Origin of the sequence: Pseudomonas sp. L13, from assembly GCF_009935965.1 — a bacterium.
GTDB classification, from domain to species: domain Bacteria; phylum Pseudomonadota; class Gammaproteobacteria; order Pseudomonadales; family Pseudomonadaceae; genus Aquipseudomonas; species Aquipseudomonas lactis.
Genome location: NZ_QODJ01000098.1, coordinates 1 through 13798, shown reverse-complemented (window position 1 = coordinate 13798; position 13798 = coordinate 1). Strand labels below are relative to the sequence as shown.

At 60.7% G+C, this 13798-nt stretch carries 11 protein-coding genes and 1 pseudogene; 5 read left to right on the top strand and 7 right to left on the bottom strand.

The window, feature by feature from the left end:
- The first annotated feature begins 590 nt into the window (after positions 1 to 590).
- Positions 591 to 806, top strand: a complete 216-nt coding sequence (locus tag DK871_RS27360) for a DUF6124 family protein (protein ID WP_047712416.1) — start codon at positions 591 to 593, stop codon at positions 804 to 806.
- A gap of 152 nt (positions 807 to 958) precedes the next feature.
- Here the strand turns inward: DK871_RS27360 and trxC are convergent, their stop codons facing one another.
- Positions 959 to 1393: a thioredoxin TrxC gene (gene trxC, locus DK871_RS27355; protein ID WP_161907356.1), complete on the bottom strand. Its 435-nt coding sequence runs from the start codon at positions 1391 to 1393 to the stop codon at positions 959 to 961.
- Positions 1394 to 1609: 216 nt separating this feature from the next.
- Between trxC and DK871_RS27350 the strand changes: the two genes are divergently transcribed.
- On the top strand, positions 1610 to 1906 hold the full coding sequence (locus DK871_RS27350) for a type II toxin-antitoxin system HigB family toxin (protein WP_161907355.1): 297 nt from the start codon (positions 1610 to 1612) through the stop codon (positions 1904 to 1906).
- Positions 1903 to 2304 carry a type II toxin-antitoxin system HigA family antitoxin gene (locus DK871_RS27345; RefSeq protein ID WP_057702527.1) on the top strand — a complete coding sequence of 134 codons (402 nt, stop codon included), beginning with the start codon at positions 1903 to 1905 and terminating at the stop codon, positions 2302 to 2304. The genes DK871_RS27350 and DK871_RS27345 overlap by 4 nt, the downstream gene beginning before the upstream one ends.
- Positions 2305 to 2308: 4 nt before the next feature.
- Here the strand turns inward: DK871_RS27345 and selO are convergent, their stop codons facing one another.
- The 5 genes and pseudogenes from selO to DK871_RS29790 all read right to left on the bottom strand — a co-directional run.
- Positions 2309 to 3772 (bottom strand): protein adenylyltransferase SelO, encoded by a 1464-nt coding sequence (gene selO / locus DK871_RS27340; protein WP_161907354.1) that lies wholly within the window; start codon positions 3770 to 3772, stop codon positions 2309 to 2311.
- Between the two features lie 48 nt (positions 3773 to 3820).
- Complete coding sequence (mscK, locus tag DK871_RS27335; protein ID WP_161907353.1) at positions 3821 to 7204, bottom strand: mechanosensitive channel MscK; 3384 nt, start codon at positions 7202 to 7204, stop codon at positions 3821 to 3823.
- Between the two features lie 49 nt (positions 7205 to 7253).
- Positions 7254 to 8996, bottom strand: a complete 1743-nt coding sequence (locus DK871_RS27330; RefSeq protein WP_003187967.1) for a potassium/proton antiporter — start codon at positions 8994 to 8996, stop codon at positions 7254 to 7256.
- 242 nt (positions 8997 to 9238) lie between these two features.
- Positions 9239 to 10102, bottom strand: coding sequence for a methyl-accepting chemotaxis protein (locus DK871_RS29795; RefSeq protein ID WP_371101677.1), 864 nt, complete (start codon positions 10100 to 10102; stop codon positions 9239 to 9241).
- A pseudogene (locus DK871_RS29790) lies at positions 10094 to 10849 on the bottom strand (MCP four helix bundle domain-containing protein); the annotation flags it as partial. The pseudogene DK871_RS29790 and the gene DK871_RS29795, both read right to left, overlap by 9 nt.
- 292 nt (positions 10850 to 11141) lie before the next feature.
- Between DK871_RS29790 and DK871_RS27320 the strand changes: the two are divergent.
- Both DK871_RS27320 and DK871_RS27315 read left to right on the top strand, forming a co-directional pair.
- Positions 11142 to 11372 carry a hypothetical protein gene (locus DK871_RS27320; protein ID WP_044270846.1) on the top strand — a complete coding sequence of 77 codons (231 nt, stop codon included), beginning with the start codon at positions 11142 to 11144 and terminating at the stop codon, positions 11370 to 11372.
- Positions 11369 to 11662 carry a cell division protein ZapA gene (locus DK871_RS27315; protein ID WP_003187971.1) on the top strand — a complete coding sequence of 98 codons (294 nt, stop codon included), beginning with the start codon at positions 11369 to 11371 and terminating at the stop codon, positions 11660 to 11662. Before DK871_RS27320 ends, DK871_RS27315 begins: the two co-directional genes overlap by 4 nt.
- Before the next feature lie 3 nt (positions 11663 to 11665).
- Here DK871_RS27315 and DK871_RS27310 read toward each other — a convergent pair whose 3' ends face one another.
- Positions 11666 to 13468, bottom strand: coding sequence for an acyl-CoA dehydrogenase (locus DK871_RS27310; protein ID WP_161907352.1), 1803 nt, complete (start codon positions 13466 to 13468; stop codon positions 11666 to 11668).
- Positions 13469 to 13798: the final 330 nt, after the last annotated feature.

Sequence of the window (13798 nt, the reverse complement as noted above, 5' to 3'; positions counted from 1 at the left end):
TAAACCGGCATCCCTGCCGGTTTACCCCCCCAAATCCCTGTCGAATTCCGGCCAGCGTGGTTTAACGGGGCGCCTAAAATCAAAAGCAAGATCAAGAGCGACTCGCTTCGCATCGTGGAGTGTGTGGCCGGGCGCGGTCAATTGTGGGAGCTGGCTTGCCTGCGAAGGTATCGACTCGGTGTGCCTGAATCACCGAGGTGACTGCATCGCAGGCAAGCCAGCTCCCACAGTTTGGATTGCATTTCGGCAGGTGGGTTGGATTTGTCCCACAGGGTCTGTAGGACGGGTCTGGCAATTGGGCTTGTGCCTTGTAACCTTGCCTACAGCTACGCCAGAATCCGCCGGCTTGTGCGTCTGGATGGGCGTCTCTAAGGTTTGCCGGTCGCTGAATGTTCAGTGATCGGGTTTAGTAGCCCGTGGTGAGACGTACGGCAAATCGTCGATCAGGATCTTCCTGGATTCGATGGTGGCTGTACGGAGGGCGCTTTCGAGCGCGCCGGTTGCGTCTCCCCGGTCTACTAACCTGCGTACAGCTGCCACCCTCCGTTTAGTAGCGGGCTGGTTGCGGCTCCTAAACCCGGAGACGATCCATGGCTAACCTCTATACCGTGTCACCCAACCTCCCCACCGAAACCCTCGTACTCAACAGCTACGAAACCTTCTCTTCGGTGCGCACCTTGCTGCTCAACCTGTCCAACGACCTCACCGGCGAACACCGCGACGTAGCGCTGGCCATCCACCAGTTAAGTGAACTGGGCGTCATGCTGGTCAGCCAGATGATGGACCGCGAAGCCCCGCTGACCTAAAGCTCAAATGCATTCAATGTAGGAGCGAGCTTGCTCGCGAAAAACGTCAACGATAACGCGTACTTGCTGAATGAACGCGGCGCCTGTAAGTTTTTCGCGAGCAAGCTCGCTCCTACAAAAAAGCCTCAACTGACTGGCATTAAGGGGGATGTTTACACCCCCTGGCTATGCAACCAACTCATCAACTGCGGCAACGGGAATGCCCCACTCTGGCGCGCCACTTCACGGCCGTTCTTGAACAGAATCAAACTGGGAATCGAGCGAATCCCCAACTGCGCCGACAGGTGCTGGTTAGCCTCACTGTCCAGCTTCGCCAGCCGGCACTTGCCTTCAAGCTGCCCGGCGGCCTGTTCGAATACCGGCGCAAACGACTTGCACGGTCCGCACCAGTCGGCCCACACATCGACCAAAAGCGGCAGGTCGCCCTTGATCTGGCTGGCGTAGTCGCCCTGTTTCAAATCAAAGGGTTTGTTCAGCAACACCGGCTGCTTGCAACGCCCGCACTTGGGCGCGTCACCCAGGCGTTCGCCGGGGATGCGGTTGAGGCCGTTGCAATGTGGGCAGGGGATGACAAGAGGTTCGGACATCGGAGGCTCCTGGGTTTGGCCAGTTGGGTATTTGGTGTCGAGACAGGGGTTTATCAAGGATATAGATACTTATTCGCTCACATTTTCATCCTCGCCAGCGTGAGCGGTGTGGCTAGGCTTTTTGGTGTGCGCCACCGGTCTGTTTGCGGCTATAGCAAATTGCGATAGTTCGAATTCAGGTTTAACCTACATAGCAAGATGCGATAAGGACGTTGCATGCGAGTCATCAATGAAAGCAGGATCTGGGAAGCAAAGGGAAAATGGCCGCGCTCGGCAACGGCTTTGGATCAGTGGTATCGCGTGATCAAGCGCAACGCCCCCAAGGACTTCGCTGCAATGAAAGCCATGTTTCCCGCCACGGACAAGGTGGGTGAATTTCATGTGTTTGATATTGGCGGTAACAAGCTGAGGTTGATTGCGTCGGTGCAGTATCGAGTGCAGCGCGTTTATATCAAGCACCTGCTTGACCATCGCGATTATGAGAAGGGCAAATGGAAGGAAAAAATCAGATGAGCGCACTTATACATGTTGCGGCAGAACACTGGCAGTTCGTTTCGCCTGTGCTGCGCAAGCCGGAAAACGAGGCAGACTACGACGCGCTGGTATGCGGTTTGGATGAGCTATTGAGCCTGGTGGGTGAAGACGAGGACAGCCCGCTGATGAGTCTGGTCGACATTCTGAGCGACTGGATCGAAGCTTATGATCGTGAGCATCGCCCAATGCCCGTCGCCAGCGGGGTCGATGTGCTGCGCTACATGATGCGCGAGCACAACCTCACCCAGAGCGACCTTCCGGGCGTTGGGGCGCAATCAGTCGTCTCGGAGATATTGAGCGGAAAACGCCAGCTCAACGTGCGCCAGATTCGTTGGCTGGCCGAGCGTTTCGGGGTGTCAGTGGAGACCTTTATCTAAGAGGTCAAGACGAACAACTAATCTCCAGATGCTTGCCCCAATCTGGCGGCCGTTGCGCGTACTGCTCCATCCCTGATTGTTCCTCAAACGGCTTGGTCAGCACTTCATGCAGCCGCCGCACTTCGCTGTAGTCGCCTGATTCGGCGGCGGCGATGGCGTTTTGGGCCAGGTAGTTGCGCAGGATGTAGAGCGGGTTGACCGCATGCATGCGCTCACGGCGCTGTTCCTGGGTGTAATCCCCATCCCGCGCAACGCGTGCCTTGTACTGCTCGGCCCAGGCGTCGAACCCGGCCAGGTCGACAAAGTCATCACGTAGCCGCGCCACGGCCAGCGCCGCGGATTCATCGCCCAGGCGTCGGAAGAACAGGGTGTAGTCCACGCCGCTGTTCTGCATCAGCTTGAGCAAGCGCTCCACCAACCGCTGGTCGTCATCTTCGGCGGTGGTCAGGCCGAGGCGGCGGCGCATCAGGTCCAGGTAGTGCGCCTGGTACAGCGGCAGGTACAGGCCGAGGGCTTCTTTCAGTGCGTCAACGCTGATGAACGGCGTAAGCGCCTGGGCCAAGGCACTGAGGTTCCACTGCCCGATCGGCACCTGGTTGCTGAAGGAGTAGCGCCCTTCATGGTCGGAATGGTTGCAGATGAAGTGCGCGTCAAAATCATCGAGAAACGCAAACGGCCCGAAGTCGAAGGTGATGCCCAGGATCGACATGTTGTCGGTGTTCATCACCCCGTGGCAAAAGCCATAGGCCTGCCACTTGGCGATCATTTCGGCATTGCGCTCGACGATTTCGCGGAACATCGCCAGGTAAGGCTCGGGTTGCTCGCGGCATTCGGGGTAGTGCAGGTTCAGCACGTGCTCGGCCAACTCGGCCTGCTGTTCGGGCTTTTTGGTGTAGTAGAAATATTCGAAGTGCCCGAAGCGGATGTGGCTGTGGGCCAGGCGTAAAACCATGGCGCCGCGTTCCTGTTTTTCCCGCCATACCGGCGTGCTGGAGCCGATCACGCACAGGGCACGGCTGGTGGGGATGCCCAGGGCATGCAGGGCTTCGGAGGCGAGGAATTCACGAATCGAAGAACGCAACACCGCGCGCCCGTCGCCCATGCGCGAGTAAGGCGTCATCCCAGCGCCCTTGAGGTGCAAATCCCAATGCTCGCCGGCCTCGTTATAGACCTCGCCCAGCAATAACCCGCGACCATCGCCCAGTTGTGGCGTGTAGCCGCCGAACTGATGCCCGGAATACACCATCGCCCGCGGTTCTGCCTCGGCCCACAGCTTGTGGCCACCGAACAGCTCGGCAAATACCGGCGTTTCGGCCACGGCCGGGTCGAGGTCAAGCAGGGCCATGGCAGCCTTGCTCGCGACCACCAGGCGCGGCTCGTCGAGGGGCTCGGGTAATACGTGGGTCGAAAACGCATCGCCCAGGCGTGCGAAGCGGTTGTCGAAGGTCAGTTCGTCGAGGGCTTTCACCGGCCATCTCCAGCAGAATGTCCGAGCATTCTGCTGGGGATAGTGCGTTTAGTCGAGTTTGCTGGGTGGCGGCTCCGGCGCATCCACCACTTTGCCTGCAGGAGGCTCGGGGGCGTCGGGCTTGTCGAGGGGCTCGGCGATGGTCTTGCGCTCGTCTTCGGCTGGCACCAATTTGTATTCCTGGCCGTGAAGATTCTTCAGATAGATTTCCATCTGCCGGAACGAGATATTGATGTGCTGTTTCTTGAATTCACGATTGATGTAGCGGTTGACCTCGTCCAACACCGGGTTACGGTCGCCCAGGTCGCGAACATGCATGCGCAGTTCGTGGTCGAGGGTGCTTTCGCCGAAGTTGAGGAAGTACACATGGGGTTCCGGCTCTTTGAGTACCCGTGGGTTTTCTCGCGCCGCCTTGAGTAGCAATTCCTTCACCAGATCCAGGTCGGAGCCGTAGTCCACGCCCAGTTTCAGGGTGACACGGGTGATGGTGTCGGTCAGCGACCAGTTGATCAGTTGCCCGGTGATGAAGGTTTTGTTGGGGACGATGATGTCCTTGTTGTCGAAGTCGGTGATGGTGGTGGCGCGAATGCGGATCTTGCTCACCGTACCCGACAGGTTGCCGATGGTGATGGTGTCGCCAATGCGCACCGGGCGTTCGAACAAAATCATGATGCCGGAGATGAAGTTGGCGAAGATCTCCTGCATGCCGAAACCCAGGCCCACCGACAGCGCTGCAACCAGCCATTGCAGTTTGTCCCAGCTCACGCCGAGGGTTGAGAGCGTGGTGACAAAGCCCACGCCGGCAATGATGTAGGACAGCAAGGTGGTGGTGGCGTAGGCGCTGCCTTGGGCCAGGTCGAGCTTGGACAGCACCAGGACTTCCAGCAGGCCGGGCAGGTTGCGCGCCAGGGCAAAGGTGATGCCGATGATGATCGACGCGCCCAGCAGGTCGCCGATGCTGATGGGCACCATGCTGATATTCGTACCCGTGCCGCTGGTGTATTCGTACAGGGTAACGTTGTCCAGGTAGGAAAATACCGAGATCAGGTCCGACCACACCCAATACAGCGCCGCGATAAAGCCGCCGAGCAGGGCCAGGCGGATCAGGCGCATGGACTGTTCGTTGACCTGCTCGATGTCCAGGGTCGGCTCTTCGATCACCGCTTCGCCGTCACCGGCTTCCTTGGCAGCCTGGCGTTTGGCCAGGGCGCGGGCATAGGCCAGGCGCCGTGCGGCAACACCCAGGCCGCGCACGAAGGTGGCTTCGATCACCAGCCAGAACATCAGCAGGTACAAGGTGTTGATCAGCCGGTCACTGAGTTTCAGCGCGGTGTAGTAATAGCCAAAGCACACGGCAATAAACAGCGCGATGGGCAGGGCGGTGAACAGCACGCCGATCGCTTTGCGAAACAGTGAGGCTTTTTCGTGGGTCGGGCTGTTCAGCAGCAGGCGGCCCAGCAGCCAGGCCATCAGCCCGTAGCAGGTCAGTACCACGGCGATACCCAACACGTCGTCGGCCAGCGCCGCCGGTTGATGTTCGGCAATCGCGACCACGGCCACCAGCGCCAGTACCACCAGCCCGAGCTTGCGGATCCAGCCTTGGAGGAATTCGACCTGGGGCCTTTCCCAGCGAAAGTGCAGCTCCGCCACGCCGCCCGGCGCGAGGATGCGGTAGGCGGTGTAGAACACCAGCCAGGCCTGGGCGATCTGCAACAAGGCCGCACCCAGGTTGGCGTTTTGCCCGCGGGCGTCGATCTGCAACGCGTAGCCGCACAGTGCCAGGCCCAGGGCCACGGGCATCGCCAGCAGGATGTTGATCAGGATGGCCTGCGGCGTGTGCCACTGGCTGTCGCGCTTGAAGTGGCCGATGTCCTGGTGAACCTTTTTCAGGCGCACATACAGCGCATTGCGCCGCCACAGCAGCGCGCCGATCAGCAACAGCAACGGCAGGAACAGCAGCGGGCGTTGGGTCAGGCCGTCATATAGCTCGCTGACGCTCGACGCCCAGGGCAGGGTGGTGACCTGCTTGCTCAAGTGCGCCGGTACGGTTTCCAGCCATTCGGTGTCCAGCGGCTTGTTGCTGGGGATCCAGAACATTTGCTCGTCGAGCGTGGCGCGCAGGGTGCTGGCGGTGCTGAGCAGTTGTTTCTGGTTCAGTTGCAGGGTGATGGATTCGTTGAGCAGTGCGCTCAGTTCGCGGCTCAGGCGTTCCAGCAGGTCGCTACGGGTGATCGCCACTTCCAGCAGGGTGCGGCGCAGTTGCGGGGTGACTTCATCCGGCGGCTGGTTGGCCAGCAGGTTGTCCACATAGGCGCTGGGGGAGGTGATCAGCTCACGCTGTTGGTTGACCTCGAACTGGTACAGGCGAATGTTGGCGATGTCGTCGGCCAGGTCTTTGTCCACGGTCAGACGCGGCAGGGCCTGCTTTTGTTTATAGAGAATCTTGGACAGCAGCAGGCTGCCCTTGAGCACGTTGATCTGCTCGTCCAGGGCCGAATCGCTTTGGGTCACGGTGTCCAGTTGCTGCTTGGTCTGCAGGTTTTTCTGGGTCAGGTCGTTGAGGCGGTCGGTGCTTTTGAGCAGGTAGTCGGACAGCTTGAGGTTGTCTGCGCTTTCCTTGGCCAGGATGCTACTGCCGCCGGCTTTCTGCGCTTCGATGGACTGTTGGGTCACCGTCTGCTGGGACTGGGCCAGGCGTTTCTGGTTAATCAGGGTTTGCAGGTCCTGGATTTCTTGCTCCAGGCGTGCGGTTTTTTCCTGGATCAGGTCATGCTGGCTGTTGCCCAGGTCTTGCAGCTGGCTGTTGCCGGCCAATTCCTGGCGGCGCAGGGGAATCAAGGCATTCAGGGCCGCCAGTTCGGCGTTGAGCTGGTTGCGCTGGTCGCTGCTGAGGGGCTTGCCGTTGTCTTTGCCGAGCTTGAGCGTCGCGTTGATTTGCTGGATGCGCGTCTGGCTGCTGCTGATTTCGGTCTGGGCGCGCTCGGGGCGGGTCTGGGCGGCGATGGTCAGGCTGTTGGCGTCGGCCAGTTCTTTTTGCAGGTCGCCTTGCTGGGTGCTGCGTTGCACCAGCAATTGCTCAAGCTGCGGCACCGGCAGGCTGGCGTAGCGTTGGGCCACCGGGATGATTTTGGTGGCCTTGAGGCGCGCCAGCTCACGCTGGTTCTCATTGGTCTGGCGCGGGGCCTCTTCCAACTGGCGCTTGAGGTCGGCCAGGCGCTGCTCGTAATCCTGCTGATTGCCCAGGTAGACCAGGGTCTGTTGCAGGGTCGCCTGCAGCGCCTTCATGTCGGCGTCAGGCAGCTTGCGGTCGGGCAGTTTATCCAGGCTTTGCTGGACGGCTTCGGCGCTGGGCGGGTCGGCGGCGTATACGCTGCCAACACAAAGGGTCAGGCCCAGCAGGGCAGTGGCGAGAAAAGTACGCAGGGTTGGCATAGAGACCGGTCTTGCAAAGTGAAGAATCGGGGCGTCGTTGTCCCGCAGTTTAGAGGAAGAGTCCGGGGCCCGGGCGACTTCCTTCGGGGAATCTGACGCCGACTTTGCCAATCTTGTTCCCGTCCATGACGGCGACGGTCCAGATGGTGTTGTTCCATTCCACCTGGTCGCCGACTACCGGTGCACCGCCAACCTTTTGGGTAATGAAGCGGCTCAATGGCATGTCCGGGTCGATACCCTCAAGCTTGAGCCCGTACAAGGCGGAAACCGCGCCCAGCTGGGCGTCGCCTTCGAGTACGAAGTCGCCGAAGAAGCGCAAGTCGAGGCCCCGTTGCGGCGCCTGGCTGAACAGTTTGCCCAGGGCCGGCAGGTTGTGTTCGTGGCCGATCACACAGAGCAAATCGCCGACTTCCAGCACCGTACTACCCGACGGATGGAGCAATTGCTGGCCACGAAACAGCGCGGCGATGCGCGTGCCTTCGGGCATTTTCAGCTCGCGCAGGGCCGCGCCGATGCACCATTTTTCTGCGCCGAGGCGGTAGACGAACAGCTCCCACTCGCTGGTGACGTGCACTTCCAGGGCTGCGCGGGAGATCGGCGCCGGGTCTGGCGGTACGGTGACTTTAAGCAACTTGGCCACCCACGGCAGGCTGGTGCCCTGCACCAACAACGAGACCAGCACGATAAAGAACGCCAGGTTGAAGTACAGCTGCGCATGGGGCAGGCCGGCCATCAGCGGGAACACCGCGAGGATGATCGGTACCGCGCCGCGCAGGCCGACCCAGGCGATAAAGGCCTTTTCGCGCCCGTGGAACGCCTTGAATGGCAGCAGGCCAACCATCACCGACAGCGGCCGCGCGAACAGGATCATCCACAGCGCCAGGCCCAGGGCAGGCACCGCGATGGGCAACAAGTCATGGGGAGTGACCAGCAGGCCCAGCACCAGGAACATCCCGATCTGCGCCAGCCACGCCATGCCGTCGAGCATATGCAAAATGCCATGGCGGCTGCGCACCGGGCGGTTGCCGATCACCAGCCCGCACAGGTACACGGCGAGGAAGCCGCTGCCGTGCAGGGCGTTGGTCAGGGCGAATACGAACAGGCCGCCGGCTATCACCAGGATCGGGTACAGGCCGTTGGCCAGGTTGATGCGGTTGACCAGTTGTAGCATCAGCCAGCCGCCACCCAGGCCTACCAGGCCACCGATGCCGAATTCGCGGATCAGGTGGGTGAGCAGGCTCCAGTGCAGGCCGGTCTGGCCGCTGGCGAGCATGTCGATCAACGTGACGGTGAGGAACACCGCCATCGGGTCGTTGCTGCCGGATTCGATTTCCAGGCTGGCGCTGACCCGCTCGTTGAGGCCCTTGCCGCCCAACAGCGAGAACACCGCCGCGGCGTCCGTGGAGCCGACGATGGCGCCGATCAGCAAGCCTTGAATGATATTGAGGTTAAACAGCCAGGCCGCGGCCATGCCCGTGAGGCCGGTGGTAATCAACACCCCCACCGTGGCCAGGGACAAAGCCGGCCACAGTGCCACGCGGAAACTCGCCACCCGGGTACGCAAACCGCCGTCGAGCAGGATCACGGCGAGGGCGAGGTTGCCCACCAAGTAGGCGGTCGGGTAGTTATCGAAAATGATGCCACCGCCATCGACCCCGGCGGTCATGCCCACGGCCAGGATAATCACCAGGATGGGGATGCCTAGGCGTGACGAAAGCGAACTCACCAGAATGCTCGCAGTCACCAGCAACGCGCCGATCAAGAACAGGCTGTTGATGGTCGTCGCATTCAAAGGCAGTACTCCGGGGGCAGGGGAAGACAGGACGCAAACTGACCATGCAGTCTGCGTGCCAGGGATTCTAACCTGTTGAATTGCTGTGCTGTCAAAAAGCTTTTGTGGCTGCACATCGCTCAAATGTGGGAGCTGGCTTGCCTGCGATTGCGGTGTGCCAGGCGCCATGGGCGTCAGCTGACAGATTGCTATCGCAGGCAAGCCAGCTCCCACAAGGTATGCGGTGTGAGCAAAGGCTTATTTCAGAGGCGGAAGCGGCCGACCATCCCATTCAAGTCCACCGCCAATCGCGACAACTCACCGCTCGCCGCACTGGTCTGGCTGGCACCGGTGGCCGATTGCACCGACAGGTCGCGGATATTCACCAGGTTGCGGTCCACTTCCCGCGCCACCTGGGCCTGTTCTTCCGCCGCGCTGGCGATCACCAGGTTGCGCTCGTTGATCTCCACAATCGCGGTGTTGATGGTGTCCAGCGACAGGCCCGCGCCGCGGGCGATATTCAGTGTCGATTCGGCGCGCTCAGTGCTGTTGCGCATCGAGTCCACCGCGTGTTCGGTGCCTGTCTGGATGCTGCCGATCATGCGCTCGATTTCGCTGGTGGACTGCTGGGTGCGATGGGCCAGCGCGCGCACTTCATCGGCCACCACGGCGAAACCACGCCCGGCTTCCCCGGCTCGCGCTGCTTCGATCGCCGCGTTCAGGGCCAGCAGGTTGGTCTGGTCGGCCAGGCCACGGATCACGTCCAGCACTTTGCCGATATCCCGCGACTCATTGGCCAGGTCGCCAATCAGGGAAGCGGTGGCCTGCACATCGGTACTCATGCGTTCGATGGCGCTGACGGTTTCCTGCACAAGGTCACGGCCGTCACCGGCAGAGGTGGTGGCGTTGCGCGAGGCTTCGGAGGTGCTCACCGCGTTGCGTGCGACTTCTTCCACCGCACTGGTCATCTCGTTGACGGCAGTGGCGGCCTGTTCGATTTCATTGTTTTGCTGGGTCAGCCCACGGGCGCTTTCGTCGGTGACCGCATTGAGCTCTTCAGCGGCGGACGCCAGCTGGGTGGCGGAGCCGGCGATGCGTTGCAGAGTGTCGCGCAGTTTGTGCTGCATCTTGGCCATGGCCGCGAGCAGGCGCCCGGCCTCATCGTTGCCGTCCACGGTGATCGGGCGCGTCAGGTTGCCTTCGGCCACTTCTTCGGCGGCTTCCAGCGCCTGGGCGATGGGCAGGGTGATGCTGCGGGTCAGCAACCAGGCGAACAGCAAGGTCAGCGCCGTGGCAACCACCAGCAGGCCTACCACCAGGTCAAAGGCCATGTCGTATTGGTCTTTGGCGCGCTGGTTGGTGGCGTTGGCGTCGTTGTTATTGATGTCCAGCAAGCGGGTCAACACGGCGTTGACTTGCTCGGAGTTGTCCAGCAACTCGGTGTTGAGCAGGCTGCGCAGCTCGTTGACCTGATTGGCGCGAGACAGGCTCTTCATGCGCTCTTCAATCTGACGGTACTGGCCCAACAGGCGCACGTACTCGTTGTAGGCGTTGCGCTCTTCGGTGCTGGAGATCAGCTTTTCGTAAATGCCCTGGGCTGTACGAATCTGCTGATTGCGCAGTTCAAAGGCTTCGAGGGTCTTTTGCTGTACGTCCGGCTCGCGGTTGGTCAGCAAGCGGTACGACAGTACGCGCAGGCGCAGGGTCAGTTGGGTGAATTCATCCAGGGCGCGAATGCTGGGCACGCTGGCCGAGGTGATGTCCTCGGTGGCTGCACGAATTTTGCTCATCTGGTTCAGGGCGAACACACCGAGCAACAACATCAAGGCGCCAATAAACGCGAAGCCGAGGAAGGCCCTCGGGGCGATATTCATATTACGAAGAGACATGCTGGAGTCCTGGGGGAGGCGCTATCCATGCGGCCATGAGACGAGGTGTGCCCGCCTTATCGGCCCTGCGACTAAAGTCTTAAGGGGGCGCGCGCTTTTGTCGCATCGGACCAGGGGTTGGGTGAGTTCCGGAACCAGATCGGGTAAATGCAGTCACTAAGGCTCGAAAGTGCGGCCCGGCCTTGCAACATCGGGCTGCGCGGCCAGGGATAACCCTGGCATCCGAGGTGAATTTTCTTTATCGTCACCGCCCTTTTTAAACGCCCGAGAAATCAAAATGTTAGAAGCATCCCTCAGCCAATTGGAACAACTGGTCAGCGACCTCGTACAGCAGAATCAAGAACTGCTGGGCAGCAACGAATCCCTCAAGGCCGAGCTGGCTCGCGCCAAGGATGAAAACGAAAGCCTGCAACTGAACCTGATGGAACAGGAAGAAAAGCACGGCGCCACCGCCGCTCGCATCCAGGCGCTGGTTGAGCGTGTGAGTGCAGGGCCTGTCAGCGCATGAGTGAGGGCATAAAGGTCGTTTCGATTCTCGGAGAGGATTACTCGATCAAGGCACCGGCCGGCGAAGATCAGACCCTGATGCATGCCGTGACCATGCTCAAGGCCTCCCTGGCCGTTACCAAGAAAAAGTACCCGACCCTGATCGGTGACAAGCTATTGGTATTGGCCGCGCTGAACCTGTGCGCCGAGCAGATTGAAATGCAACAGGCGCACCAGCAGGAACTCGACCGTTACCAAGAGCAAGTCAGCGCCACGGTCGATGTGATCTCCAAGGTGATCGGTCAGCCCTGAGGGCTAAAACCATTCCTCTTGCATGCCCAGGCACGTATCGTCGCGTGCCTCCAGAATCGCCAGTTCATGATGGCAGCTCGGTACTTCCCAGGTCAGGAAATACCGGGCGGCCTGGAGCTTACCCTTGTAGAAGGCCGCATCGGCCACGTCACCCTTGGCCAACCCTTCTTCGGCGCGGATCGCCTGTTCCAGCCAGCGCCAGCCAATCACCGTGTGCCCGAACACTTTCAAGTACAGCGCCGAGTTCGCCAGGCTGCTGTTGACCTTGCCGTGGGCGAGATCGGTGAGTAGGCCAATCGTGACGCTTTGCAGCCGGTTTACCAGTTGCTCCAGGGGCTCTCGCAGCGCCGTGAGTGAAGGGTGCTTTTGCGCCCGGGCGCCGGTTTCGGCCATCAGGCGAATCAATTGCTTCAAGCCGGCACCACCGTTCTGCGCCAATTTGCGCCCGAGCAGGTCCAGGGACTGGATACCGTGGGTGCCTTCATGGATGGGGTTCAGGCGGTTGTCGCGGTAGTACTGTTCCACCGGGTATTCGCGGGTGTAACCGTGGCCGCCGAGAATCTGGATCGCCAGTTCGTTGGCCTTGAGGCAGAACTCCGACGGCCAGGATTTGACGATCGGCGTGAGCAGGTCGAGCAGTTCGTGGGCGTGCTTGCGCTCGGTGTCGGTTTGCAGGGTGGTGGTGTCATCGAATAGCCGCGCCGCGTACAGGCCGAGGTCAAAGGCGCCTTCCACATAAGCTTTTTGGGTCAGCAACATGCGCTTGATGTCGGCGTGCTGGATGATCGCCACCGGTGCGGTGCTTGGGTCTTTGCTATCGGGCAGGCGTCCCTGGGGCCGTTCGCGGGCGTAGTCCAGGGAGTAAAGGTAGCCGGCATAACCAAGCATCACCGCGCCCATGCCCACGCCGATGCGTGCCTCGTTCATCATCTGGAACATGCAGCTCAACCCCTGGTGCGGCTTGCCCACCAAGTAGCCGACGCAGTTGCCGTTATCGCCGAAGTTAAGCGCCGTGGACGTGGTGCCGCGCCAGCCCATCTTGTGGAACAGCCCCGCCAGCAGCACATCGTTGCGAGCGCCCAGGCTGCCGTCATCGTTGACCAGGAACTTGGGCACGATAAACAGCGAAATGCCCTTCACGCCTGCGGGAGCGTCCGGCAACTTGGCCAGCACCATGTGCACGATGTTTTCCGACAGCGAGTGGTCGCCACCGGAGATAAAGATCTTGTTGCCCTTGAGCCGATAACTGCCGTCAGCCGCGGGTTCTGCACGGGTACGAATGTCCGACAAGGACGAACCGGCATGGGGCTCGGTCAGGGCCATGGTGCCGAAGAAGCGCCCGTCGATCATTGGCTGCAGGAAGCGTTGTTTCTGCTCCTCGGTGCCGAAGCTTTCGATCAGGTTGGCGGCGCCCATGGTCAGGAACGGGTAGGACGTCGAGGCAGCGTTGGCCGATTGGAAATGCGCGAAGCAGGCCTGGGACAATAGCGTCGGCAGTTGCATGCCACCTGCTTCAAAGCTGCGTGCTGCGTTGAGGAAGCCGGCTTCAAGGAAGGCGTCCACCGCCGGTTTGACCTCAGGGATCAGGATCGCCTGGCCGTTTTCATAGCGCGGTTCGTTTTCGTCGTTCTTGCGGTTGTGAGGGGCGAAGTATTTTTCTGCGAGGGTGCGCGCCGTGCTGATGGCGGCATCGAAGGTTTCGCGGTTGTGCTCGGCAAACCGCTCGCGCTGGGTCAGGCCCTCGGCATCGAGGACTTCATACAGCTCGAAAGCCAGATTGCGGGAACTGAGCAGCGTCTCGGACATGGCGGCGTACCTTTGAAGGAATTGGCCTGAGTCTAAGTGCGCGAAGGGAGGGTGGGTAGCAAGATTGATTTAAGTGATAGAAGGGCAGAACACTGGCGCAAGGTGGAGCGCGATCAGTGTGGGAGCTGGCTTGCCTGCGATGAGCATAGGTATCTACACAACTTTGGTGCGACGCTGGACCTGTGGCGAGGGAGCTTGCTCCCGTGACGGCCTGACAGCCGACGCTTATCTACCTGATACCCCACGGTCCAACTGTGGGAGGCCCCACTAAGTCTCCGACATAGCGCTGTCGCGCATCAAACTGGTTCATCGTAAGGTTTAAGAACGCGT